General features: G+C 73.2%; 17 protein-coding genes. 8 read left to right on the top strand and 9 right to left on the bottom strand.

Annotation, left to right across the window (positions count from 1 at the left end):
• A partial coding sequence (locus AWW66_RS08745; RefSeq protein WP_067362431.1) for a sensor histidine kinase occupies positions 1-2011 on the bottom strand: 2011 nt, incomplete at its 3' end.
• 561 nt (positions 2012-2572) lie between these two features.
• Here AWW66_RS08745 and AWW66_RS08740 point away from each other — a divergent pair.
• From AWW66_RS08740 to AWW66_RS08730, 3 genes are all read left to right on the top strand, one after another.
• Complete coding sequence (locus AWW66_RS08740; RefSeq protein WP_396890346.1) at positions 2573-3334, top strand: hypothetical protein; 762 nt, start codon at positions 2573-2575, stop codon at positions 3332-3334.
• Positions 3335-3348: 14 nt separating this feature from the next.
• Positions 3349-4341: a hypothetical protein gene (locus tag AWW66_RS36370; protein WP_067362428.1), complete on the top strand. Its 993-nt coding sequence runs from the start codon at positions 3349-3351 to the stop codon at positions 4339-4341.
• Between the two features lie 327 nt (positions 4342-4668).
• Positions 4669-5034 (top strand): hypothetical protein, encoded by a 366-nt coding sequence (locus tag AWW66_RS08730; RefSeq protein WP_067362425.1) that lies wholly within the window; start codon positions 4669-4671, stop codon positions 5032-5034.
• 252 nt (positions 5035-5286) lie between these two features.
• Here the strand turns inward: AWW66_RS08730 and AWW66_RS08725 are convergent, their stop codons facing one another.
• Positions 5287-7089 carry a glycoside hydrolase family 6 protein gene (locus tag AWW66_RS08725; protein ID WP_067362422.1) on the bottom strand — a complete coding sequence of 601 codons (1803 nt, stop codon included), beginning with the start codon at positions 7087-7089 and terminating at the stop codon, positions 5287-5289.
• 488 nt (positions 7090-7577) lie between these two features.
• Here AWW66_RS08725 and AWW66_RS08720 point away from each other — a divergent pair, with 488 nt between their 5' ends.
• From AWW66_RS08720 to AWW66_RS08710, 3 genes are all read left to right on the top strand, one after another.
• The gene (locus tag AWW66_RS08720; protein ID WP_067362419.1) at positions 7578-9128 is read left to right on the top strand and encodes a right-handed parallel beta-helix repeat-containing protein; all 1551 of its coding nucleotides are present in this window, start codon (positions 7578-7580) and stop codon (positions 9126-9128) included.
• A gap of 235 nt (positions 9129-9363) precedes the next feature.
• The gene (locus AWW66_RS08715; RefSeq protein ID WP_067362416.1) at positions 9364-10407 is read left to right on the top strand and encodes a putative sodium/potassium/calcium exchanger; all 1044 of its coding nucleotides are present in this window, start codon (positions 9364-9366) and stop codon (positions 10405-10407) included.
• Position 10408: 1 nt separating this feature from the next.
• Positions 10409-11098 (top strand): class F sortase, encoded by a 690-nt coding sequence (locus AWW66_RS08710; RefSeq protein WP_067362412.1) that lies wholly within the window; start codon positions 10409-10411, stop codon positions 11096-11098.
• Between the two features lie 39 nt (positions 11099-11137).
• Here AWW66_RS08710 and AWW66_RS08705 read toward each other — a convergent pair whose 3' ends face one another.
• Positions 11138-16213 (bottom strand): NAD-glutamate dehydrogenase, encoded by a 5076-nt coding sequence (locus tag AWW66_RS08705; protein WP_067362409.1) that lies wholly within the window; start codon positions 16211-16213, stop codon positions 11138-11140.
• Positions 16214-16494: 281 nt separating this feature from the next.
• Between AWW66_RS08705 and AWW66_RS08700 the strand changes: the two genes are divergently transcribed.
• Entirely contained in the window at positions 16495-18447 is a 1953-nt protein-coding gene (locus AWW66_RS08700) for a penicillin-binding transpeptidase domain-containing protein (protein WP_067362406.1), read from the top strand.
• On the opposite strand, the gene AWW66_RS08695 is transcribed toward AWW66_RS08700, so the two are convergent.
• The 6 genes from AWW66_RS08695 to AWW66_RS08670 form a co-directional block, all read right to left on the bottom strand.
• Entirely contained in the window at positions 18413-19603 is a 1191-nt protein-coding gene (locus AWW66_RS08695) for an arginase family protein (RefSeq protein ID WP_067362403.1), read from the bottom strand. The two genes, AWW66_RS08700 and AWW66_RS08695, sit on opposite strands and share 35 nt — an antisense overlap.
• Positions 19604-19734: 131 nt before the next feature.
• Positions 19735-20661, bottom strand: coding sequence for a tetratricopeptide repeat protein (locus AWW66_RS08690; protein ID WP_067362399.1), 927 nt, complete (start codon positions 20659-20661; stop codon positions 19735-19737).
• Between the two features lie 137 nt (positions 20662-20798).
• Positions 20799-22487, bottom strand: a complete 1689-nt coding sequence (gene icmA / locus AWW66_RS08685) for a coenzyme B12-dependent isobutyryl-CoA mutase large subunit (protein ID WP_067362396.1) — start codon at positions 22485-22487, stop codon at positions 20799-20801.
• Positions 22488-22650: 163 nt separating this feature from the next.
• Positions 22651-23064 (bottom strand): Asp23/Gls24 family envelope stress response protein, encoded by a 414-nt coding sequence (locus AWW66_RS08680; RefSeq protein ID WP_067362393.1) that lies wholly within the window; start codon positions 23062-23064, stop codon positions 22651-22653.
• Positions 23065-23151: 87 nt separating this feature from the next.
• A complete protein-coding gene (gene meaB / locus AWW66_RS08675) occupies positions 23152-24111 on the bottom strand; it encodes a methylmalonyl Co-A mutase-associated GTPase MeaB (protein WP_067362460.1) in 960 nt (319 codons plus the stop codon).
• A 92-nt stretch (positions 24112-24203) separates the two neighbouring features.
• The gene (locus AWW66_RS08670) at positions 24204-25397 is read right to left on the bottom strand and encodes an acetyl-CoA C-acetyltransferase (protein WP_067362390.1); all 1194 of its coding nucleotides are present in this window, start codon (positions 25395-25397) and stop codon (positions 24204-24206) included.
• 60 nt (positions 25398-25457) lie between these two features.
• Between AWW66_RS08670 and mce the strand changes: the two genes are divergently transcribed.
• Positions 25458-25931 carry a methylmalonyl-CoA epimerase gene (mce, locus tag AWW66_RS08665; RefSeq protein ID WP_067362387.1) on the top strand — a complete coding sequence of 158 codons (474 nt, stop codon included), beginning with the start codon at positions 25458-25460 and terminating at the stop codon, positions 25929-25931.
• Positions 25932-26175 lie beyond the last annotated feature (244 nt).

Below are 26175 nucleotides of genomic sequence, written 5' to 3'. Positions count from 1 at the left end.
CGAGCGGGACCACCGGCGCCGAGGTGGCCGGCCGTTCCCGGGTGACCCGGTTGCCCCGGGGGCGCGGCTGGGCGGGCAGCCGGGTCACCCGGGCCATCCGGCCCTGGTCCGGCGCGGCGGGCGCGGGCGGCTCGGTGGTGATCAGGTCGGCCGGGACGAGCACGGTCGCGGAGACCCCGCCGTGCGTGGAGGGGCTCAGGTGCACCCGGATGCCGTGCCGGCCGGCGAGCCGGGCCACCACGAACAGCCCGAGCCGGGCGCTCTCGGCGGGGTCGAAATCGGGCGGGGTGGCCAGCCGGCGGTTCGCCTCCGCCAGGGCCGCGGCCGACATCCCCAGCCCCCGGTCGACCACCTCGATGGCGTACCCGTCCCGGGCCCGCCGGCCGCTGACCTCGACCCGGGTGTGCGGCGGGGAGAAGGCGGTGGCGTTCTCGATCAACTCGGCGAGCAGGTGGATCACGTCCCCGACCGCCCGGCCGACCGTGGCGGCCGGCTCCAGCACGGTCACGTCGACCCGGTCGTAGGACTCGACCTCGCTGGTGGCGCCCCGGACCAGGTCGACCATGGCCACCGGGTTGCGCCAGCCCCGGCCGGGCGCCGCACCGGCGAGGATCACCAGGTCCTCGGCGTGTCGCCGGAGCCGGGCGGCCAGGTGGTCGACCCGGAACAGCTCGGCCAGCTCGTCCGGGTCCTCGGCCCGCCGTTCCAGCCGGTCCAGCACGGCCAACTGCCGGTGTACCAGCCCCTGGCTGCGCCGGGCGATGTTGAGGAAGACCTCGTTGAGGCCACGCCGCAGGGTGACCTCGTCCACCGCCGCCTTGACGGCGGTCCGCCGTACCTCGTTGAACGCCCGGCCCACCTCGCCGATCTCGTCCCGGCCGTACTCCAGCGGGGGTGCCTCCCGGGCGACGTCGACGTCCTCGCCGCGTCGCAGCCGCCGCAGCACGTCGGGCAGCCGGCGGTCGGCCATCTCCTGCGCGGCGTCGCGGACCGTGGTGAGCCGCTGCACCAGCGAGCGGCCCACCCGCAGCGCCACCAGCGCGGAGATCACCACGGCGAGCAGCCCGAGCAGGCCCGCCCCGCCGAGGCGGAGCAGGATGCCGATGGCGACCGGCACCGACCGGTCGGCCATCGCGTCGGACTGGGTCAGCTCGAAGTCCCGCATGAGCTGCTGGACGGCGTCGTGGCTGGCCCGCCAGTCGGCGAGGTCCACCGGGGGGCGCCCGGTGCGGCCGGCGGCGACCAGGTCGTCCTGCATCGCCTGGAGCCGGCGGGCCTCGTCGCGCTCGGTCAGCCGGCGGTAGGCGGTACGGTCCGCCGAGGGCAGTTCGGCGACCGCGCCCTCGATGAGGAAGCGCTGGTTGCCGATGGTCTGCACGAGTCGGGTGTGCTCACCCTCGGCGTACCGGCCGGCGGTCGCCGCACCGGCCACCAGCGCGTCGGTCTGGGCGAGCAGTTCCCGGGACCGGCCGAGGTCGGTGAGCGCCCCGACCTGCCGGTTGAGGTCCGCGTCCGGCAGCGTGGCCAGCGCCCCGAAGGCCTGGAACGCCGAGGTGACCATGCCGGTGTAGAGGCCGAACGCGCCGGCCCGGTCGACGTCCCGCCGCTCGATGAAGCCCCGACCGGCGGGCAGCGCGTCCAACGTGCCGAGCAGTTCGTCGAGGCGGGCGTCGAGCAGGTCGTTGGTGGCGCCGCGGAGGGACTCCCCGGCGAGCCGCTGGCGCAGGTCGGCCACGGCCACGTCGGTCCGCTCCCACTGCCGCGACAGCGGCGGCGTCGAGCCGGTACCGGCCAGGTGGACCATCGAGAGCCGGCGTTCGTTCTGCAACTCGGCGACCACCCGCTCGCCGGGACGACCGAAGTCGTCGAGCAGGGCCCGGGCGTCGAGCAGGTCGCTGGCCGGGCCGACGGTGAGCGTGGTCGCGAAGATCCACAGTGCCACCAGCGCGGCAACGGGGGTGACGACCAGCGCGGCCAGCTTGGCGCGGATCGGCCAGTCACGCGTGTTCATCGCAACCTCGCCCGGACAGGTGACGGAAGAGGCACCCGACCAGCGGCGGACCCGGCCACGGTGCCGGGCACCGGCACGGGCACCTTGGGCAGGATACGTAATCGAGGGCGGATGCACTACCGGCTGTGGCCGCCCCGGTCACCGGTCGGAACTCTCCACAAGGGACAACTGGGACGACCGGACACCCCGTACGACGCTCGATGCGGCGGCCTCGATCAGGTGTTGCCGCCGCGGAACCCCCGTCGATGCCCCACCGGACCGGTGCCGACCGGCGGCACCGGACGGCCCGAAGCCGGCCGACGTCGTTGCTCGATCCGGCCGGCGTTATCGCTCGATCCGGCCGGCGTTATCGCTCGATCCGGCCGGCGTTATTGCTCGATCCGGCCGGCGTCGGCCCGCCCGTTCTCTGGATCCGGTCAGGTCTGGCCGGTCGCCGCTGCGGTGTGCCCTGCGCGTTTCGGCCCGAAGCCGGCCCTTTTGCGGCAACCTCCGAGGAAAGTACCCCGGATCGGGATTGGCGATCACCGGCAGCAGGGAATACCAGGAGGTGAAGGAGGAGCCATGACGTCCACGCAGGTAATCGTGTTGGTGCTCGTCGTGCTGGTGCTCGCGGCCGTGGCCGCGGCGGTGGTGGTCGCCGGTCGACGGCGCGCGCTACGCCAGCGGTTCGGCCCGGAGTACGACCGGGTGGTCGCGGAACGGAACAGTCGCAGCGCCGCCGAGCGGGAGCTGCGGGACCGGGAGCGCCGGCACGCCGAACTCACCCTGACCCCACTCACGCCCGAGTCCCGGGCCCGGTACACGGCGGCCTGGGAGGAACTCCAGGTCCGGTTCGTCGACTCGCCGGCCGAGACCGTCGGCGACGCCCACCAGCTCGTCACCCGGCTCGTCGCGGAACGCGGCTACCCCACCGGTGACGTCGAGGACCAGATCGCCCATCTCTCCGTCGAGCACGCCCGGACGCTGAGCCACTACCGGGACGCCCACGAGATCCACCTGCGCAACGAGCGCGGCGAGGCCGACACCGAGGAGCTGCGCCAGGCCGTCGTGCACTACCGGGCCCTCTTCGCCGACCTGCTCGGCACGGAACCGGTCGAGCCCCGGACGGCGCAGCAGCGCCACACCGGGGCGGTCACGCCCGGGACGCCCCAGCCGCGCCACGCCGAGCCGACCACGCCCGGGACGCCGCACGCGCCCGGGACGCCGGAGCAGCGACCGGTCGAGCCGACCGCGCAGCGGGCCCCGGAGCAGCGCCGGGAGGAGCCGCACCAGGCGGCACGTCGGCCGGAGCAGCAGACCCCGCAGGACGTACCGACCCGTTGAGGAGGCCAGCCGCGATGCGCCAGGACGAGCAGCAGGTGAACAAGGACCAGCCCGAGGCCGTACGGTCCGCGCCGGTACCGGTGGAGGGCACGACGAACGGCAGCTACCGCGCCGGCCGTACCGACGTACCCGAGGACGCGCTGGAGGACCGGGGCACCTTCGACGACCCCACGGTCGCCGGTGAGCGGGTCGACGGGGGCGTCGCCGACGGCAGCCGGCACCGGAGCGCCACCACCGACCGGGACGGTACCGGGCGGGACGGCCGGCCCGAGTTCCACGAGCCGGGGCCGCTGCCGACCGCCTTCGGTGCGACCACCGTGGGCGGGGCCGTGGCCGCCTCGGCGCTGGCCGGCGGTCGGCCCGAGGACGAGCGGGACCCCCGGGGCGAGGACACCGCCCAGCCGGGCGACGGCGCCCCGGGCCGGACCGACCGGTTCGACGCCGAACGAGCCGACCCGACCGCCGCCGACCGCCTGCACCGCGCCGACGCCAGCGGTCGCACCGGCACGAACGACCACCCGGGCCGGCACGCCGACCCCGGTGACCGGCGCGACGACACCGTCCCGGTCACCACCATCCCGGGCGGGCCGGACCGGACGACCGGCCGGACCGGGCCGGGCGACGCCGCCACGGGCGGCACCGGGTACGGCCGGGCCGCGCCGACGATGGTCGACCCCGACGCCGACGGCGGCTCCGGGCTGGGCGACGCCGACCAGCCGGCCGGGAACGTGCCGGTGGACGCGGCCCGACTCTTCGACCCGGGTACCGCGCAGGGCTTCCGGGACCGTTGGCGCGACGTCCAGCTCCGCTTCGTGGACGACCCCAAGGCCGCCGCGGGCCAGGCGCAGTCCCTGGTCGACGAGGCGATCCAGGCGCTGGCCGCCGCCCTCGCCGCGCAGAAGGAGAAGCTGGGAAGCTGGCAGGAGAGCGGGTCGGACGACACCGAGCAGCTCCGGGTGGCGGTCCGGCACTACCGCGACTTCCTGGACCGGGTCCTCGGCCGCTGACCCCGACCGACCCGACGACGCCCTGACCCGACGACGCCCCCGCCACCCCGGCTGGGGCGTCGTCTCCTGTTCCGGTACGCCCTAGCCCTAGCCCTAGCCCTAGCCCTAGCCCTGGCCCTCGCCTCGCTCTGGCCCTCGCTTCGTCCTCGCCACGCCCTCGGCGTCGCCCGCCCTCGCCGGCCCGGCCGGGGTGGTGAGAAGGGTTCCCTTCTCTACCGGAGGCGTTAACAAGGGGCCCTTCCTTCCGCGCGACCCGGCATGGTGGCCGTCGGAGGGGGTACGCGAGTGGGACGAGGGTACGCGCCTGGGGACAGGAGGGCAGCAATCATGACGCAACGGGATCAGGGCCGCCGGCCGCTGGAGGAGAGCCCCGAGGTGGCCGCCGCGGTGGACGACGAGAGCACCGTGCCGCAGTTGCGTACCGGTGGCGGCGTCGACCGGGACAGCCCACGGTTCGCCGGTCCCGGTGAGCCGGTCGACGCCGGCCCGGCCACCGACGACCTGCTCGGCGACCCGTACGGGGCCGGCACCGGAGCCGGTGGGGACACCATCCGGACCGGCGGTGAGCAGCCCTGGGAACCGGAGGACCTGGTGGCGGCACGGGGTCAGGACCGCACCCCGGAGAACCTGGAACGCGCCCGCCGGGACCTGGCCGAGCAGGGGTCGGCGGCGGTGGAGCGGACGGTCCCCTGAGTCGGGGCCGCCTCCCGGGCTGGTGCCGGCCGCTGAGCTGCACCGGCCGCTGACGTGTGTCGGCCGCTGAGGCACGTCGGCCGCTGAGCCGCGCCGCCCCGCGTCCGCCGGCCCGTGGGGCGGGTCGGCGGACGCGGGGCGGAAGAGGGGTGGGTCCCCGACCCGACCGGTGCCGGTCGGGTCGGGGACCCCGGGGGAACCTGCCGCTCGGTGCCTCACTACCGGAAGCGGCGGGTAAGCGTGTCCGTCAGCTCAGCTGAGCGGCGGGTACGCGTTCTGCATGAGCTGGGTGAACTGCGCCGGGAACCAGGCCCCCGAGATCGGGGCGTCGCCCAGGGCGCCGCTCATGCTGTTGCCGTTGCGGGCGTTACCGGTGTAGGTCGGGTCGCACATCCGGTCGAAGCCCTTGCCGTCGGTGTTCGGGATCTCCCGGCTGGAGCCGTCCGACTCACCCGGGGGCTTCACCCAGACGTAGGCGTCGATGCCCGGCTCGGGGGCGGCCGTCGGCCGCTCGCCGAGGCCCGCACCGGCCTGGTTGCACCAGTTACCGGCGTGGATCCGCCGGTCCACCCGGCCACCGTTGACGTAGGCGTCCACGCTGGTCGACGGGCCCGGGCCGGTGGGCCGGGCGGCGCCGCCCCAGCCGTTGCGGGAGGTGTCGATCAGCATGCCGATGTTGGCGTCGAAGCCGACCCGGACCAGCTCGTTGCGGAAGGCCTGGGCGAAGGTCAGCTCGTCGTTGTACTGGTTCCAGTCGATCCACTTCGACTGCCGGACCGTCTGCCCGTTCACCGAGTCGGTGATCTTGACGTACGGCTCCTTGAGCGCGGAGTAGTTCGCGGTGTTCACGATGAAGCCGTGCACGTTGGCCGCGGAGGCCCCGGAGGCGCGGGAGGCGTCCCGGAGGATGTTGGCGGTGGGGGTGAAGTTGCTGTCCCAGCCGATCCAGCCGTGGTGGGCGGCGTCGATGTAGTTGTAGACGTTCGGGATCGAGCCGAGCTGCGCCAGGGCGTAGCCGACACCGTTGACGTAGGCACCGTTGGCCTTCACGGTGTCACACATCGCGGTGCCGCCCGGGTTGCCGGAGGTGTTGGTCACCAGGTTCGGCAGCGAGTCGATCTCGATGATGTTGATGATCCGCAGGTTGCGGTACTTCGCGTCGCCCTGGATCGCCTTGATCGGGTCGATGTACTGGGCCTTGTACTTGGGCAGCTCGTCCGCCTTCAGCTCACCGTTGGAGGCGAGGGCGGCGCAGTCGCGGCCGGGGAGGTTGTAGATGACGAACTGGATGTAGTCCACACCCTGCCGCAGGGCCTCGTCCAGGTGGTCACGCACGCCCATCGGGCCGTTGGACTGGCTGTTGTCGGTACCCTCGATCGCCGCGATCCGGTCGATCCAGACGGCGGTGGAGGTGTTGGAGATCCGGTTGCCGCCCGGGACGGACTCGGCCTTGGCCTTCCACTCCGGGTTCACGTAACCCCGGGCGTTCAGGTAGGGGTTGTCCACGCGGGGACCGCCCACCGGCGGGGTGGTCGGCGGCGTGGTGGGGGGCGTCGTCGGCGGAGTCGTCGGCGGCGTGGTGGGGGGCGTCGTCGGCGGGGTCGTCGGCGGCGTGGTGGGCGTGGTGCCACCGTTGCAGACCGTCCCGTTCAGGGTGAACGAGGTCGGCTTCGGGTTGCTGCCGCTCCACGAGCCGTTGAAGCCGAAGCTGGTCGAGGCGCCGCTGGCCAGCGAGCCGTTGTACGACAGGTTCCGGGCGGTCACCTGGCTGCCGGTCTGGCTGATCTCGGCGGACCAGCCCTGCACCACGCGCTGGCTGCTGTTCGGGAACGTCCAGCCCAGCGTCCAGCCGTTGACCGCGTCACCGATGTTCCTGATGGTGACGTTGGCGGTGAAGCCACCCTGCCAGTCGTTGGTCGTCCAGGTGACGTCGCACTGCGTCGCGGCGTGCGCCGCGGTGACCGGGAGGGTCACCAGTCCGCCCGCGACCAGGGCCCCCGCGCCGGCGAGCGCGAGCGCCCGGCGCTGGCCGGACAGCCTTCTCCACACATTCATGCCTGTGTTCTCCTTGGGCGAGACCGGGTCCACGATCGACCCAGCGGTACGGCCCCGGGGGACGCCCTGGAGGACGGCCATCGGTGCCACGGGATTTTCGGGGGGTGCCCGACCCGGACGGGCTGGTGGTGGTGTCACGGCCGACGCGACGGCCGGCCGGCGGCGGAGTGTCGTACCGGCGAACCGGCTGCCCTCGACATCTGCCTTCGCGGTGTGGCTCCCCGAACCGCGTGCAGCGATTCTTGCATGGGAGCGCTTCCATGGCAACGGCTCGATTAATTATCTCCCACCGAACCAGCACGACCGAAACCTGGCCGTCACGATTCGCCACCACAATGAAACTCTAAGAAGATTCATATGATTTCTTCATATTGACCCTTGATGTCCAGTTTACGCCTTACGGTGACCTTCAGTGACTGTGAAAGACGTTCAGCCACTCCGCGCCCGGTCTGGTGCGGCCGTGTCATCCGTGAAAGGCAGGAAACTCGATGTCGACGTTGCACAGGAGCCACGACGGCCGGGGCCAGCCCCGGGCCCGGACCAGGCGGCGACGGTTGCTGGCCGGCGGGCTGGTGGCGGGCAGCCTGGTGGCCGGGGCAACCGGCCTGACCGGGGTGGCCGGCCCGCCCGGCGGAACCGACCTGTTCGGCCCGGTGCTCGCCGGGTCCTCCTCGGTCGCGCTCAACCCTGGAGCCGTCCGGGCCACCGGCACACCCCGCGACGGGGACACCGACCGCGCGGAGCCGTCCCCGCCGAGCCGGCCCACCACGCAGGGTGACCGGCCGGCCGGGGTCACGCTGGACGTGCCGTGCGACCCGGCCCGGCTCATCGCCGCGCTCGTGCACCTCGACGCGCAGGGTGGCGGCGTGCTGCGCCTCGCCTCGTCGTGCACCTACGTGCTGACCGAGGCCGCCGCCGACGACGACCGCTTCGACGGTGGGGTGCGCGACGCCCGGGAGACCGCCGACCGGCTGGAGAACGGCGAGAACGCCACCAACACCGACAAGAGCCGGGCGGAGCTCCGCCGGGAGAACAGCTCCGGCCTGCCGGTCGTCTACCACCCGATCGAGATCCGGGGCGCGGGCGCGACCATCGCCCGGGACCCGAACGCGGCCGAGTTCCGCTTCTTCACCGTCCGCGACGGGGGCGAGCTGAAACTGAGCGACGTCACCCTCCGCAACGGCCGCTCGGTCGCCGAGGGCGGCAGCGTGCACGTCGTGCACGGCGGCAGCGCGGTGCTCGACGGGGTGACGGTCACCGACAGCGTCTCCTTCTCGGCGGAGGGCGGTGGCGGGGCGGTCTTCAACGACGGCAACCTGGTCGTCACCGACAGCACCTTCACCCGCAACGTCGCCGCCGCCAAGACCGGCCGGGGCGGCGCCCTGCTCAACGGGGGCGTCCTCACCGTGACCGGCTCGACCTTCGCCGACAACCGCGCCGCCTCGACCGGCGGCGGGTTCGCCAACTTCCGGGGTGCCGCCGAGGTCGGCGACAGCACCTTCCGCCAGAACCAGGCGGCGCAGGGCGGCGGCATCGCCAGCTTCTCGGCCCGTACCCGGGTCTGGGACACCGAGGTCGTCGGGAACACCGCCGAGGTCGGCGGCGGGGTCGCCAACGCCGACGCGACGCTCGCGCTGCGCGGTATGACCGTCCGCGACAACGTCGCCACCCGCAACGGCGGCGGCATCTCGGCCGTCAAGGGCCTGCTCACCCTGGACGAGAGCGTGGTCCGGGCCAACGTGGCGCGCGGCAACGGCGGCGGGCTGTACGTCGAGCAGTCCAACGTGCCCGTCCGGCGTACCGAGGTGAGCGGGAACGGCGCCGTCGGGGCGACCTCCGCCGGCGGCGGCATCCACGCCACGTCCGGGCAGGTCAGCCTCTTCGCCAGCCAGGTGACCGGGAACCGGGCGGTCCGCAACCCGGGCGGGGTCCACGCGAACAAACTGCGGGCGGCCGTCGACGACGAGAGCGTCATCGCCCGCAACCAGCCCACCAACTGCGAGGGCAGTCCCACCTCGGTCGGCAGCTGCTTCCGCTGACCCCGCCCGACCCGGACAGGTCCGGCCCGGCCGGGGCGATCGAGTCGAGATCCCCCGGCCGGGCCGGACCGGCGCACCCGGTGGGCAAGGCCCGCTTACGGCGCTGGAGCGGCGGGTCACCCAACCGATAGCAAAACGCGAATTTTTCCCCTCATAACTCGCGAAACGGTCTAACGTCGGTCGTAGCTCGGCTGTCGCCGGGTTCAGGACAAAAAGGGATGGAGTGACTCAGGTCATGGCTAACAAGATGCTCGGGAAGGTCGTCGCTGGTGCCGCCCTCGGCGGTGCGTCGCTGTTGGTGTTCGCTCCCGCCACCGCTCTCGCCGACGGGGGCCGGCCGGATGGTGAGCACAAGAAGGGCCACGTCCTGGCCGAGCCCGAGGTCGTCGAGGCCGGGCACAAGGTCAAGCTCGTCGAGGTCTGCGAGGAGGCGCAGAAGGAGGCCTTCGTCTGGTCCGAGGTGACCGGGAAGGTCAAGCTGCGCCCCGCCGAGAAGAAGGACCGCGAAGAGGGCGGCCGGCACGGCAAGGACGGCGAGCGGAGCGGCGAGTCCTGGCACGGCAAGGGCTCGTACGGCGACGAGGAGAAGGGCTCCTACGGCGAGGAGCGCGGCTCCTACGGCGAAGAGGAGAAGGGCTCCTACGGCGAGGAAAGCGGCTCGTACGGCGAGGAGAAGAAGGGCTCGCACGGCGAGAAGAAGGGCTCCTACGGCGAGGAGCGCGGCTCCTACGGCGAGGAGGAGAAGGGCTCGCACGGCGAGAAGAGCGGCTCCTACGAAGAGGGCAAGCAGGAGGACGGCGGCTGGGCCGGCGGGGCCGCCGACGACGCCTCCGACGAGGCCAAGAAGAAGGAAGAGGAGGAGCGGAAGAAGAAGGAGGAGGAAGCCAAGAAGCACGAGGACGAGAAGAAGCACGAGGGCGAGAAGAAGGACGAAGGCGACAAGAAGCACGAGGGCGAGAAGAAGGGCGAGGAGTCCGACGAGGCCAAGGAGCACGACCGGGCCGGCGAGGACGAGGCGCGCGAGGAGAAGGAGTTCGTGTACTTCGCCGAGGTCAAGATCCCGTGGGACGCCGAGCCGGGCGCGTACGAGCTCAAGGGCTCGTGCGGCGAGGGCGAACTGGTCGTCCTGCCGCGCGGCGGCGTCGAGGCCGGTGCCGGCGGCACCGGGGCCGGCACCGACACGGGCCTGGCCGCCAGCGGGGCGGGCATGCTGGGCGCCGCGGCGCTCGGTGGCGTCGTGCTGATGCGGCGGCGCCGGACCAATGGATCCCTGGTCTGACGTGCGGACGAACCGGGCCGGCGGCCGTCACGGAACCCCGTGGCGCGCCGCCGGCGCGGCCGTCGTCCTCACCGTCGCCATGGCCGGGGCGGCGATGCTGGGCGTGGCGATGCGCCCCGAGACCACCGCCCCGCCACCGCAGCCCCTGACCCAGGCCGGGCCGACCCCCTCCGCCGACCGGGCCGACCCCGACCTGGTACCGCCGTCCGAGGAGCCCCGGGACGGGGCCGCCGCGCTGCCCCGGTCCCAGCCGACGGCCGTGTCGATCCCGCAGATCGGGGTACACGCCCGGATCGTCCCGCTGGGCACGAACCCGGACGGCACGGTGCAGACCCCGCCGCTGGAGCAGGCCGACCTCACCGGCTGGTACGAGCCGGGGGCCAGTCCGGGCGAGACCGGCAACGCGGTGATCGTCGGGCACGTCGACAACCGCAACGGTCCCGCCGTCTTCTGGGAACTCGGCGCGCTCCAGCCCGGGAGCAGCATCCGGGTCAGCCGGGCCGACGGCCGGACGCTCACCTTCACCGTCGAGGCGGTCCGGTCGTACCCGAAGACCGATTTCCCCAGCACCCTGGTGTACGGCCCGAACGACCGGCCGGGCCTGCGGCTGGTCACCTGCGGCGGGCAGTTCGACCGCTCCGCGCGGACGTACCTGAACAACACGGTGGTCTTCGCCACCCTCGCCGAGTGAGCCGGCCGGCGCGGTCGGGTGACCGTGCCGGCCGGGCGGTCAGGCGGCGGCGGAGGTCCGGACCAGGGTACGGATCTGGCGCAGCAGCACCGACAGGGCGGCGAGGTCCGCGCGGGACTCGTCGAACTCCCCCATCGCCCGCTGCGCCCGGTGGATCGAGGTGGCGTTCGACTGCTCCCACTGCGACACCCGCTCGTGCGGCGGCTGGCTGTCCGGGGTGGAGTCCAGCACCTCCGCGGTGAGCGCGGCCAGCGCGGCGTACAGGTCGTAGCGCAGCGCCATCCGGGCCAGCGTCTGCCACCGGTCCTCCCGGGGCAGCAGGGAGATCTTCGACAGCAGGGTGTCCACCCGGAACCGGTCGGAGAGGACGAAGTAGATCGAGGCCACCTCGTCCACGTCCCGGCCGGTCTGCGCGGCGGTCTCCACCACGTCGAGCAGGCCGAAGCTGTACATCAGCCGGGTGGCCCGCTCGGCCAGCTCCCGGGGAAGCCCCTTGCGGGTCGAGGAGTCGATGTGCTCGGCGATGGCCTCCCGCTCGCTGCCGTAGAAGAGGTCGTCCAGCTTCGGCAGCAGCCGGGTCACCCCGTCGCGCAGCCGGGCGATCTCCGCCGGCACGTCCAGCGGGGAGCGCCGGTTGGTCACCAGCCACCGGACCGCCCGGTCCAGCAGCCGCCGGCTGTCCAGGTAGATGCCGGTCTGCACCTCCGGGTCGACCCGGTTGTCCAGCGACTCGATCGCGTCCCACAGCTCGCGCAGCCCGAACACCTCGCGGACCACCACGTACGCCCGGATCACGTCCGCCGCCGAGGCCGCCGTCTCCTCGACCACCCGGAAGACGAACGAGATGCCGCCCCGGTTGATCGCCTCGTTGACCAGCACCGTGGTCACGATGTCCCGGCGCAGCCGGTGCCGGCCCATCCGGTCGGCGAACCGCTGCCGCATCGGTGTCGGGAAGTAGTTGACCAGGACCTCGGTCGTCCACTCCTCGTCCGCGATCCCCTCGGTGAGGATCTCCCGCTCCAGCGCGATCTTCACGTACGCGAGCAGCACCGCGAACTCCGGCGCGGTCAGCCCGGACTCGGCCCGGACGGCCAGCTCGTCGTCGGACGGCAGGCCCTCCAGCGCCCGGTCCAGCACCCCGGAGCGCTCCAGTTCGCTGATCATGCGGCGGTGCACCGGGAGCAGCGAGCCGGCCTGCGCCTGCGAGTTGTTGATCGCCCGCGCCTGGTCGTAGTTGTCCCGCAGCACCAGCTCGCCGACCTCGTCGGTCATCGCGGCGAGCAGTTCGTCCCGTTCCGGCCGGTCCAGTTCGCCGTCGGCGACCGCCGTGTTCAGCAGGATCTTGATGTTCACCTCGTGGTCGGAGCAGTCCACCCCGGCCGCGTTGTCGATGAAGTCGGTGTAGATCCGCCCGCCGGCCAGCGCGTACTCGATCCGGCCGTGCTGGGTGAAGCCGAGGTTGCCGCCCTCGCCGACCACCCGGCAGCGCAGGCTGCGGCCGTCGACCCGGATGGCGTCGTTGGACTTGTCCCCCACCTCGGCGTTGGTCTCGCCGGCCGACTTGACGTAGGTGCCGATGCCGCCGTTCCAGAACAGGTCCACCGGAGCGGTGAGGATCGCCTTCATCAGCTCCTGCGGGGAGAGCTGGGTGACGTCCCCGGCCAGGCCGAGCACCCCGCGCACCTGCGGCGTGATCGGGATCGACTTGGCGGTCCGCGAGTGCACCCCGCCGCCGGCCGAGATCAGCGACCGGTCGTACTCCTCCCACGACGAGCGGGGCAGCTCGAACAGCCGCTTGCGCTCGGCGTACGAGCTGGCCGCGTCCGGGTCCGGGTCGATGAAGATGTGCCGGTGGTCGAAGGCGGCCACCAACCGGATGTGCTCCGAGAGCAGCATCCCGTTGCCGAACACGTCACCGGACATGTCGCCGACGCCGACCACGGTGAAGTCCTGCCTCTGGGTGTCGTGCCCCAGCTCCCGGAAGTGCCGCTTCACCGACTCCCAGGCGCCCCGGGCGGTGATGCCCATCTTCTTGTGGTCGTACCCGGCCGAGCCGCCGGAGGCGAACGCGTCGCCCAGCCAGAAGGTGTGCGCCGCCGAGATCTCGTTGGCGATGTCGGAGAAGGTCGCGGTGCCCTTGTCCGCCGCCACCACCAGGTACGGGTCGTCGGCGTCGTGCCGCACCACGTCCGCCGGGGGCACGATCTCGCCGCTGACGATGTTGTCGGTGACGTCGAGCAGGGCGGAGATGAACTCCTTGTAGCAGATCACCGCCTCGTCCCGGTCGCCCGGCTTCTGCTTGAGCACGAAGCCGCCCTTGGCGCCCACCGGCACGATCACGGCGTTCTTCACCATCTGCGCCTTGACCAGGCCGAGCACCTCGGTCCGGAAGTCCTCCCGCCGGTCGGACCAGCGCAGCCCGCCCCGGGCCACCGGGCCGAACCGCAGGTGCACCCCCTCGAACCGGGGCGAGTACACGAAGATCTCGAACTTCGGCCGGGGCGCCGGCAGGTCCGGGATGGCCTGCGGGTCCAGCTTGAACGCCACGTACGACTTGGGCCGGCCGTCGGGCCGCTTCTGGTAGAAGCTGGTCCGCAGGGTGGCCTGGATCAGGGTCAGGTACGAGCGCAGGATCCGGTCCTGGTCGAGGCTGGCCACCTCGTCCAGCGCCTCGGTGACCGCCGTCACCAGCTCCTTGCCGCGCGCCTCACGGCCCGCCGCGTCCAGCCCCGACTCCGGGGCGAACCGGACCTCGAAGAGCTCCACCAGCAGCGCGGCGATGCCCGGGTTCGCGGTGAAGGTCGACTCCACGTAGTCCTGGGAGAAGACCGTGCCGGCCTGGCGCAGGTACTTCGCGTACGCGCGCAGCACCACCACCTGCCGCCAGGTCAGCCCGGCCCGCAGCACCAGCTCGTTGAAGCCGTCCACCTCGGCCTCGCCCCGCCAGGCGGCGGCGAAGGCGTTCTCCACGTGCGGGCGGACCTCGGACAGCTCCTGGTGCCCCTCGGGCAGGTGCAGACCGAAGTCGTACAGCCAGATCCGGCCGTCGATCCGGTCCACCTCGTACGGGTGCTCGTCGACCACCTTCACACCGAGCGAGTGCAGCACCGGCAGCACCGCCGAGAGCATCATCGGCTCGCCGTACCGGTACACCTTGAACCGGACGTTCATCGCCTCGTCCAGCTCCGCCCCCCGCTGCCCCGGACGCGGGGCGAGCTGCTTGCGGAACAGGTGCATCTCCAGCTGGCCGGGCTCCTCCAGCAGTTCCAGCTTGGCCAGGTCCTTCATCGCCTCGTACGGCGTGTGCCCGTCCTTGTACCCCTCCGGGAACGCGTCGGCGTACCGGGTGAACAGGTGCTTGGCCTGCTCGTCGCCGAGCTTGCGCTCCAGCACCAGCCGGTAGTCGTCGTCCCAGAGCCGGGTGGCGTCGGCCAGTTCCTCGGCGAGCAGGTCGGCGTCGATCTCCCCCGGCGGGTTGCCCGGGTCGGTCCGGACGATGAAGTGCACCCGGGCCAGCATCGACTCGGTGACCCGGGTGGTGTAGTCCACCCCGACACCGTTCAGCTCGCGCAGCAGGATGTCCTGCATCCGCAGCCGGTTCTGCGTGGTGAACCGGTCCCGGGGCAGGTAGATCAGGCAGGAGATGAACCGCCCGTACGCGTCCCGGCGCAGGAAGACCCGCAGCTGCCGGCGACCGGCCATCCGCAGCACGCCGATCACCGCGTGGTACAGGTCGTCGGTCTTGATCTGGAACAGCTCGTCGCGCGGGTAGGTCTCCAGGATCTGGAGCAGGTCCTTGCCGGAGTGGCTGCGCTGGCTCAGGCCGGAGCGCTCCAGCACCTCGGCGACCTTGCGGCGGACCACCGGCAACTCCCGCACGCTGGTCCGGTACGCGGCGGTGGAGAAGAGGCCGAGGAACCGCCGCTCCCCGACCACCTCGCCGTGCTCGTCGAAGATCTTGAAGCCGATGTAGTCCAGGTACGCCGACCGGTGCACGGTGGCCCGGGAGTTCGCCTTGGTGATGATCAACAGGCGCTTCTCCAGCACCTTCTCGTGCGCCTCCGGGGTCATCGAGGCCAACGCCCGCGCCTCCGGCGCGTCCTGCCGCAGGATGCCCAGCCCGGTGCCGAGGACCGCCTCCAGCGCCTTGCCGCCGGCGCCACCGGCCGGGTCGTCCGACGGCGCGTCGACCAGCCGGTACTCCCGGTAGCCGAGGAAGGTGAAGTGGTCGTGGGCGAGCCAGCGCAGCAGCTCCACCGAGTCGGTGATGTCCTTCTCCGGCACCGGTGGGCGGCTCTCGGAGGTCCGCGCGGCGGCGAGGTCGTCGGCGAGCGTCAGGGCGCACTGGCGCATCTTCGGCCAGTCCTCCACCGCCTCCCGCACGTCGGTGAGGACCCGCTGGAGTTCCCGCCGCAACCGGTCACGCTGCTCGGCGTCCCGGATCGGGTCGATCTCGATCCGCATCCAGCTCTCGACCAGGTCCCCGGCGATCGCGTCGTCGGGCTCGACGTCGGCGGAGACCTCGGTCAGCCGACCCAGCGGCTCCCGCCGGACCACCACCAGCGGGTGGACCAGCATGTGCACGTCGAGGTGGTGCGCGTTGAGCAGCGCCGTCATCGAGTCGACCAGGAACGGCATGTCGTCGGTGACGATCTCGATGACCGTGTGGTGCTGGTCGGCGCCGGGGGCGTGGATCCGCAGCTTCAGCTCGCCCGGCACCCGCTGCTCGGCGAGGTCCCGGTGCGCGCGGGCAGCGTCGAGCATCTCCTCCGGGGTGAAGCCGATCAGCTCCTCGTCCGGCGCGAACCGCCAGAACCGGCCGACCAGGGTGGCCGCGTCGTGGTCGTCCCCGGCCAGGGCCACCGCCTGGGCCACCAGCCGCTCCGCGTTCGGCACCGGCTCGTCGAGCTCGGCGTCCTCCACGTCGTCGGCCAGCGCCTCGGGGGGTAGGCCGAGATCGTAGAGGGTGTCGACACTCGAACCGGTCAAACCGGTCACTCCGGTGTCGAGTCGGCCGTGGCCGTCCCCGTCGGTCGCCGTATCGAAGCTGTCGTCCCGGCCGGTGTCAACCTGCCGGAGGTCGGGACCCGGTTTGATCGCCGGACGCCGGTCCATTGGTGCACTCCCCTCAACCCACGGCGTTGTGGGTCACTCTCCGCCCAGCCTAGGCCTGCCGATCTCCACGCTGCTCGGCGGACCACCGGCCGGACGTCCGGATCGGGGTTGAAGTCCTTTCACCCGTTGTGGGTACGTGGGCGAACGGCTGCTGGATACCCCGGCTCGGGATTTTCATCACACTCTCGGCCCACCCTCTTTACCGGATCCGCCCTGGCCGGGGCAGTGCCGGTGGCGATCTCGTACTAGCGTGCGGGGCAAGCCGAGCCGAGGGGAGCCCGATGCCACCCGCACGCCCGTACCACCGTCCCGCCCGCCGGTACCTCGCCGTCGTGGCCGCCGTCACGATGGCCGCCGGGTTGCTGACCGGATGTTCGGACAGTGACGGGCCGGAGGGGAGCGTGGACGCCTTCCTGGCCGGTTGGCGCTCCGGTGACCTGACCCCGGTCGGGTTCATCGACCCCACCGGGGCCCGGATCAGCGCCGAGCAGGTCACCGACGAGTTGCGCACGCTCGCCGGCGAGCTGGTCGACACCCCGCCCGAGCTGCGCCGGTCGGGTGACGCCGAGGTCACCCAGGACACCGCGACCAGCCGGTTCCGGGTGACCTGGACGCTGCCCGGCGACACCCGCTGGGAGTACGACCGGGAGCTGCGGCTGCGCCGCTCCGGTGACGACTGGCAGGTGATCTGGTCCCCCGAGGTGGTGCACGAGCAGCTCACCAAGGGGGACCGGCTGGGGCTGCGGCGCACCGTGGGCACCCGGTCGGCGGTCCTGGACGCCGCCGGCGAGCCGATCGTCACGCCCCGGCCGGTGGTACGGGTGGGGGTGCAGCCCAGCGAGGTCACCGACGTGCGGAAGCTCTCCGCCGACCTGACCGCCGCGTTCCGGGCGGTCAAGCCGCCGATCACTCCCCCGGTCGACCTCTCCGACCTGCCGAAACGACTCGCCGAGGCCAAGCCGGACGCCTTCGTCGAGGTGGTCACCCTGCGCCGCGCCGCGTACGACCAGATCCGGTCGCGGATCTACGACCTGCCGGGCACGAAGTACCAGGCCGACGAGCTCGACCTGGCCCCGACCCGGGAGTTCGCCCGCGCGCTGCTCGGCTCGGTGGACCCGGCCCAGGCCGACGACCTCAAGGCCCACCCCGACCGGTACGTCGCGGGCGACCTGGTCGGCCACGGCGGGCTCCAGGGCCGGTACGACGTCCGGCTCCGGGGCGTCCCCGGCGTCTCCGTGATCACCAAGCGGCCGGGGCCGGACGGCACCCTGGTCCCCACCGACACGGAGCTGTTCCGCCGCGAGCCGCAGCCGGGCGAGTCGCTGAAGACCACCCTGGACGTGCGGACGCAGAACGCCGCCGACGCGGCGCTGCGCGCCGAGAAGCGCACCTCCGCGCTGGTGGCGGTCCGGATCAGCGACGGGGCGGTGCTCGCCGTCGCCAACGGTCCCGGGGCGGCCGGCACGAACCTCGCCTTCACCGCGCAGGTGCCGCCCGGCTCCACCTTCAAGATGGTCAGCACGCTGGGCCTGCTGGACCGGCAGGCGATCACCCTCGACGGTCGGGTCGACTGCCCGAAGACGTTCACCGTCGAGGGCCGCTCCTTCAAGAACTCGAACGACTTCGAGCTGGGCTCGGTACCGTTCCGGACGGTCTTCGCCCGTTCCTGCAACACCGCCTTCGCCGCGCTGGCCCCGGAGCTCGGCCCGGACGGCCTCGCCGAGACCGGCCGTACGCTCGGCCTGGAGGGCACCTGGGACCTCGGCGTCGAGGCCTTCACCGGCAAGGTCTCCACCGGCGGGTCGGCGACCGAGCAGGCCGCCGCGTCCTTCGGGCAGGGCACCACCCAGGTCAGCCCGCTGGCCATGGCGGCGGCCACCGCCGCGGTCGCCCGGGGCCGCTGGGAGCAGCCGACCCTGCTGCTGGACCCGGCGCCGCAGCAGCGCGCCGAACCCGGCCCGCAGCTCCGGGCCGAGTCGGTCGAGCCACTGCGGACGATGATGCGCGCGGTGGTCACCACCGGCACCGGCAAGGCCCTGGCCGACGTCCCCGGCGACCCGGTGCACGGCAAGACCGGCACCGCCGAGTACGACGACAACCCCGCGAACACGCACGCCTGGTTCGTGGGGTGGCAGGGTGACGTGGCGTTCGCGGTCTTCGTCGAGAAGGGCGGCTCCAGCACCGAGTCGGCCGTCCCGATCACCGAACGCTTCCTGCGCGCCCTCCACCGCTGACCGGACGCTCCGCAGCCCCGGGCACGTCCACGGCCCCCGGGGCGTCCGCGTCGTCGGGCGCGGTTCCGCCCGTCGGGGCGGCCTCGACCGGGTCCCCGGCCGTGGCGTCGCGGGGGAACCCGTCCGACGACCCCTCAGGAGTCCCGTCGGCGGACCCGTCGGCGAGCCGGCGGCGCGGCTCCGGGGCCAGCGGTCGGAACGACCTGGGCGAGGGCAGGGAGAGGGACGGCGGCGCCGGGTCCGGGGCGGAGACCGGGGCCAGCCCGGCGACCAGGGTGTTGACGATCTCGGCGGCGTACGCGCCGTCCGGGTCGTAGTCGGGGTCGAAGACGGTCAGCTCGACGCCGAGGCAGTGCGGGGTGTCCACCAGGCCGGCCAGCAGGATCTCCAGCTCGGCGAAGGCGATCCCGCCGGGGTCGGGGGCGTCGACCGCCGGCATCACCGCCGGGTCCAGGACGTCCACGTCGATGTGCACCCAGTACCCGGCGCAGTCGGCGAGCTGCTCGTGCGCCCACTGCGCGGTCCGGGCCGCGCCCTCGGCGCGCAGCGCCGGCACCGGCCGGTTGACGATCCCGGCGGCCTGGAGGTCGAGACGGTACTCGTCCTGGGCGCGGATGCCGAGGACCACCACGTCGATGTCCCGGAAGTACGGCCGGCGTCCCTCGATGGCGGCCAGGTCGGCCTGCCCGCGCCCGGTGACCAGGGCGAGGTCCTCGCCGGCCGCCGCGCCGACGTAGGAGGCGTTGCCGGGGTGCCGGAAGTCGGAGTGGCCGTCGACGAAGACCAACCCGATCCGGCCGCCGACCGCCTCGCCGAGCCGGTGCATGGCCAGCGCCGACCCGATCAGCACCGAGCAGTCACCGCCCAGGACCAGCGGGAACTCCCCCCGGTCGATGATCGCGCCGAGCCGGCCGGCCAACGCCGTCGAGTACGCGGCGATCTCCCGCGCGTGGCAGACCCCGTCCCCGGGGCGCCAGTCACCGGGGTCGTACCGGGGTGGGGTCAGGCAGCCGGCGTCCCGGGCCCCCAGTCGGGTGACCAGGTCGTGGTCGCGCAGCGCCCCGGGTGCCTTCCCGCAGCCGGGCACCGAGGTCAGCGTGGGTGGACGCAGGCCGAGGTTGGTCGGCGCGTCGAGGACGGCGATCCGACGCTTCATGGGCACCCGTCCTCCGTCCCTGCCTGCTCGGTCGCTGGTGTACGCGGTCCCGGTGTGCTCGGGCGGGCCGGCCGGTGCCGGCCCGCGCTGCGGACATCCGTACCGGGCGCGGGAGGCGGCCCGGGGCGGGGCTAGAACAGGGCGCTGGCCAGGGCCCGACGGGCGGAGGCGACGGCGGGGTCGTCCGGCCCGGCGACGCTGAACAGCGACACCAGGTGCTGGCGTACCTTCTCGCGGTCCTCGCCGCTGGTCCGCCGCACCACGGCGACCAGCCGGGCGTACGCCGACTCGGCCAGGCCGGAGAGCACCTCCACGTCGGCGGCGAGCAGCTGCGCGTCCACGTCGTCCGGGGCCGCCTCGGCGGCGGCCAGCGCCGTGGCCGGGTTCGCGCCGGCGACCCGCCGGGCCAGCCCGACCTGGGCCAGCCCCGCCTCGGCCACGGCGTCCGCCGGGGTCTCGGCCAGGATCTTGCGGTACGCGGCCTCGGCGGCGTCCAGGTCACCGCTCATCAGCGCGTCGTCGGCCTCGTCGAGCCGGGGGTCGCCCGGCGTCTCGACGGTGACCCCACCGGCGGCGAGCACGGCCTGGATCCACTGCCGCAGCTGCGCCTCGGGGACCACGCCGGAGAACGCGTCGACCGGCTGCCCGCCGACCACCGCGTAGACCATCGGGATGCCCTGCACCCGGAACATCTGGGCGATCCGGGGGTTGGCGTCGACGTCGATCTTGGCGAGCACCCAGGCGCCGCCGCCCTCGACCGCCAGCTTCTCCAGCACCGGGGAGAGCTGCTTGCAGGGCTGGCACCACTCGGCCCAGAAGTCGACGACCACCGGTGTCGTCAGCGAGCGTTCGAGGACCTCGGACTGGAAGGTCGCCTCGGTCACATCGATCACGGTGACGCCGCCACCGGCGGCGGGGCCGCCCGGAACGCCGGTCGGCGACGGGCCGGTCGGGGCCGGGGCGGCGGGACGGGCAGGAGCCGGTGCGGGGGTGCGCAGCGCGCTGAGGTCGACCGCGCCGCGGGTGAAGATCGACGAGGTGATCCGTGGGTCGCTCATGGTTATCTAGTCTCGCACGCGGGCCACGGAACTCAGCTCAGCCGCGACGCCACAGTTGCCGCCCTCACCCTGCTCACCACCGGGCCCGCCGCCGTCCCCCGGCGGACCGTGGAGACGGGGCGGGCACGGGGGTCGGGTCAGAAGCGGGCGGGCTCGCGGTAGACGCCCCACTCGGCGCGCAGCGCGTCGCAGATCTCGCCGAGGGTGGCCTCGACGCGGACCGCGTCGAGCATGGCCGGGATCATGTTCTCCCCGGTCCGGCTCACCTCGACCATGCGCCCGACGGCGGCACGGACCGCCGCCTCGTCCCGGCCGGCCTTGCGCTGCGCCAGCATCCGGCGCTGCTCCAGCTCCACCTCGTGCGAGATGCGCAGGATCTCCAGCTCCTTGGCGACCGTACCGGTGTGGCAGTTGACCCCGACGATCTTCTTCTCGCCCTTCTCCAGCGCCTGCTGGTACACGAAGGCCGACTCGGCGATCTGGCCGGTGAACCAGCCGTCCTCGATGCCGCGCAGGATGCCCGAGGTCATCGGGCCGATCTGGTGCGGGCCCTCCCCACCGAGCTGACGGATCCGGGCGAAGATCTCCTCCGCCTCCGCCTCGATCCTGTCGGTGAGCGCCTCGACGTACCAGGAGCCACCGAGCGGGTCGGCCACGTTGGTCACCCCGGTCTCCTCCATCAGCACCTGCTGGGTGCGCAGGGCGATCTCGGCGGACTCGTCGGTGGGCAGGGCCAGGGTCTCGTCCAGGGCGTTGGTGTGCAGCGAGTTGGTGCCGCCGAGCACCGCCGCCAGCGCCTCCACGGCGGTCCGGACCACGTTGTTGACCGGCTGCTGGGCGGTCAGCGACACCCCGGCGGTCTGCGTGTGGAACCGCAGCCAGAGCGCCTTCTCGCTGGTCGCGCCGTACACCTCGCGCAGCCAGCGGGCCCAGATCCGGCGGGCGGCGCGGAACTTGGCGATCTCCTCGAAGAAGTCGAGGTGCGAGTCGAAGAAGAAGCTCAGGCCGGGGGCGAAGACGTTCACGTCCAGCCCCCGCGACAGCCCCAGTTCGACGTACCCGAACCCGTCGGCCAGGGTGTACGCCAGTTCCTGCGCGGCGGTCGAGCCGGCCTCGCGGATGTGGTACCCGGAGACCGACAGCGGCTTGTACCGGGGGATCTCCCGCGCGCAGTACTCCATCAGGTCGCCGATCAGGCGCAGGTGCGGCTCGGGCTCGAAGAGCCACTCCTTCTGCGCGATGTACTCCTTGAAGATGTCGGTCTGGAGGGTGCCGTCCAGCCGGGACAGGTCGGCGCCCTGCCGCTCGGCGGCGACCAGGTACATGCAGAACACCGGCACGGCCGGGCCGGAGATGGTCATCGAGGTGGTCACGGCGGCCAGGTCGATGCCGTCGAAGAGCACCTCCATGTCGGCGGCCGAGTCCACCGCGACCCCGCAGTGCCCGACCTCGCCGAGCGCCTGCGGGTCGTCGGAGTCGCGCCCCATCAGGGTCGGCATGTCGAAGGCGACGGAGAGCCCGCCGCCACCCGCGCCGAGGATCATCTTGTACCGCTCGTTGGTCTGGTGGGCGTTGCCGAACCCGGCGAACTGCCGGATCGTCCAGGTCCGCCCCCGGTACCCGGTCGGGTGCAGCCCCCGGGTGTACGGGTACTCCCCCGGCCAGCCGATCCGCTCGAAGCCCGGGTACCCGGTCCCCTCGGGCGGGCCGTAGACCGGGTCGACGGTCATCCCGGAGAGCGTGGTGAAGTCGGCGTCCCGCTTGCGCGCGGCGTCGTACCGGGCCTGCCAGCGGGCCCGTCCGGCGGCGATCTCGTCGGCGTTCATGCGCAGGGCTCCTCCTGAGTCCTCGACTGCACGTCGAGTGTAGATCGCGCACTGAACGATCGCTAAGGAGGTTGGTACCCGTCGGTAACCGGAGCGGACACGGGGCGCGACGGGCGCCGGCCGCCGCCGGGCCCGCCCGGGTACCGGCGGGGGCGGCCGGGGCTCACGGCGTCGGCGGGGCCGGTTCGTCCAGGACCACGTCGTCGACCCGGATGTTGATCTCCTCGACCCGCAGCCCGTACGCCTCGACGGCCTGCGTCACCTTCGTCCGGACCTCGTCGACCACCTGCGGGACCGGGTGCCCGGCGACGGTCACCAGCACCAGGTTGATCAGCGCTGTCCCGTTCGAGATGTGCGCCGAGCAGCCCCGGCGGGCGTCCCCGACCTGGTCGAGGCCGACCCGGTCCAGCACGGCGTTGACCATTCGGGCGAAGTCGCCACCGAGCTCGGCCACGCCCGGCACGGACCGGGTGGCGGCCACCGCGATCTTCTCCACCACCTCGGTGGAGATCCGCGTCCGCCCACCCGCCACCGCGTCCGGGCTCAGGGCCAGTTCCTGGGTCTCCTCGACGTTCACGGCCCACTCCCCTGTCGTCCCGCCACCGGTCGGCCGCCGCGCCGACCCGACGACGAGCGTACCGACCGGTGGATCCGCAGTGGACCGTCAGGCGCCGAGCTGGGCGAGGAGTTCGGCGGCGGCGGCGTACGGGTCGAGGCTGCCCCCGGCCACCCGCGCGGCGAGCGCCGGCAGCTCCGTACCGTCGCGCAGGGAGCCGATCCGGGCGCGGAGCGCGCCGAGCGCGATCGCCTCGACCTCGGCGGCGGCCCGCGCCTCGCGGCGGCGGCGCAGCTCGTCGTGCTCGACCAGCCAGCCACGGTGCTTGTCGAGCGCGGCGGCGAGGTCGTCGATCCCCTCGCCCCGGGCGGCGACCGTCCGCACCACCTGCGGACGCCACTCGCCCGGCCCCCGCTCACTCAGGGCGATGTTGCCCTGGATGTCCCGGACGGTGGCGTCCGCGCCGTCCCGGTCGGCCTTGTTGACCACGAAGACGTCGGCGATCTCCAGGATGCCGGCCTTGACCGCCTGGATCGCGTCGCCCATGCCCGGCGCGAGCAGCACCAGCGTGGTGTCGGCCAGCGAGGCGACCTCCACCTCGGCCTGCCCGACCCCGACGGTCTCCACCAGCACCACGTCGCAGCCGGCCCCCTCCAGCACCCGCACCGCCTGGGGCGTCGCGGCGGAGAGCCCGCCCAGGTGTCCCCGGCTGGACATCGACCGGATGTAGACCCCCGGGTCGGTGGCGTGGTCCTGCATCCGGACCCGGTCACCGAGGATCGCCCCGCCGGTGAACGGGCTGGACGGGTCGATCGCCAGCACGCCGACCCGGTGCCCCCGCGAGCGCAGCGCCCGGACCAGCTCGTTGGTGGTGGTCGACTTGCCCACCCCGGGCGACCCGGTCAGCCCCACCACCTGCGCCTGCCCCGCGTAGGGCGCGAGCGCCGCCGCCACCTGCGGCAGCAGGTCGTCGCCGGACTCGACCAGGGTGATCAGCCGGGCCACCGCGCGGGGGTCACCCGCGCGGGCCCGCTCCACCAGCAGGGGTACGTCCCGACTGCGCCGGATCGACCCGGTGGCCGGGGCGCCCCCGGCCGGGCCGGCACCCCCGGCGGGGCCGGGACGGTCCGCCGGGACGTGCTCGACGCCGGTGCCCACGGTCAGCCCTCGGCACCCGTCGGCACGTGGATGATCAGCGCGTCGCCCTGGCCGCCGCCACCGCAGAGCGCCGCCGCCCCGGTACCGCCGCCGCGCCGCTTGAGCTCCAGGGCCAGGGTGAGCACCAGCCGGGCGCCGGACATGCCGATCGGGTGGCCCAGGGCGATCGCCCCGCCGTTGACGTTGACCTTGTCGGGGCTGACCCCGAGGTCCCGGGTGCTCTGGATGCCGACCTGGGCGAACGCCTCGTTGATCTCGATCAGGTCGAGGTCGGAGACGGTCAGGCCGGCCTTGCGCAGGGCATGCTGGATCGCGTTCGCCGGCTGGGAGTGCAGGGAGTTGTCCGGGCCGGCGACGTTGCCGTGCGCGCCGACCTCGGCCAGCCAGGTCAGCCCCAGCTCCCTGGCCTTGGCCTTGCTCATCACCACCACGGCGGCGGCGCCGTCGGAGATCGGCGAGGCACTGGCGGCGGTGATGGTGCCGTCCGCGGCGAAGGCGGGCCGCAGCTTGCCCAGCGACTCGCCGGTGGTCTCCGGCCGGATCCCCTCGTCCTCGCTGACCACCAGCGGGTCGCCCTTGCGCTGCGGGATGATCACCGGGGTGATCTCGTCGGCGAAGTGGCCGTTCTTCTGCGCGGCGGCAGCCCGCTGGTGGCTGGCGGCGGCGAACTCGTCCTGCTCGGCGCGGGTGATGCCGTGCCGGGCCCCGTGCCGCTCGGTGGACTCCCCCATCGAGCAGCGGTCCCAGGGGTCGGTCAGCCCGTCCAGCGCCATGTGGTCCTTGATCGTCACGTCGCCGTACTTGTAGCCGGTGCGCTGGCCGAGCAGCAGGTGCGGGGCGTTGGTCATCGACTCCATGCCGCCGGCCACCACCACGTCGAACTCACCGGCCCGGATGAGCTGGTCGGCGAGCGCGATCGCGTCCAGGCCGGAGAGGCAGACCTTGTTCACCGTCAGGGCGGGCACCGACATCGGGATGCCCGCGGCCACCGCGGCCTGCCGGGCCGGGATCTGGCCGGCGCCGGCCTGGAGCACCTGCCCCATCACGACGTACTGCACCTGGTCGGGGGTGACACCGGCACGTTCCAGGGCGGCCCGGATCGCGATGCCGCCCAGCTCGGTCGCGGAGAGGTCCTTGAGGTTGCCGAGCAGGCGCCCCATCGGGGTCCGCGCGCCGCTGACGATCACCGAAGCCATGTCTGCCTCCGAGGGGGTGCCGACCGTACGCCTTAACGATTGTTCGGTCAGACTAACGCCATGGCTGAGAACTCCCCCGTCGAGCCCGCTGCGGAACATCTCACAGACGTCGGGCTGCTCCGCATCGACCACGTCGGTATCGCCGTCGCCGACCTGGACGCGGCGATCGACTTCTATCAACGCACCTTCGGGATGCGCTGCGTGCACACCGAGACCAACGTCGAGCAGGGCGTCCGCGAGGCGATGCTGACGGTCGGGCCGACCGCCGAGGGCGGGTGCGTGCAGCTGCTCGCCCCGGCGACCCCGGAGTCGACGATCGCGAAGTTCCTGGACCGCAACGGGCCGGGCGTGCAGCAGGTGGCGTACACGGTGGCGGACGTCGACGCGGCCAGCGCGGCGCTGCGCGCCCGGGGGCTGCGCCTGCTCTACGACACCCCGCGCCGGGGCACCGCCGGCGCCCGGATCAACTTCGTCCACCCGAAGGACGCCGGTGGGGTCCTGGTCGAACTGGTCGAGCCGGCCCCCGGCCACTGACCGCCCCGGCACGGCCCGCCCCCGGACCCGGCCCTGACCGGGCCGGGGGCGCAGGCGACGGGTCGGGCGACGGGCCGTCCGGGGGGAGGTGCCGTCGCCCATTGCGGCGATCCACGATTGCCTTTCCACACCGGAGGCACGGCACCCATTCGCGCGATAGCGGCGCGGCTCACAAAGGGCTCCGGGGGCCCCTCCCCCGGGCCTTTTCCCGGTCACCCGCGACCTCGACCGGCCGGCCCGGGAG

It is taken from the genome of Micromonospora rosaria, from assembly GCF_001567585.1.
Lineage (GTDB): Bacteria > Actinomycetota > Actinomycetes > Mycobacteriales > Micromonosporaceae > Micromonospora > Micromonospora rosaria.
The sequence above is the reverse complement of the archived record's forward strand: the minus strand, read 5'-3'. Positions and strand labels throughout refer to the sequence as shown.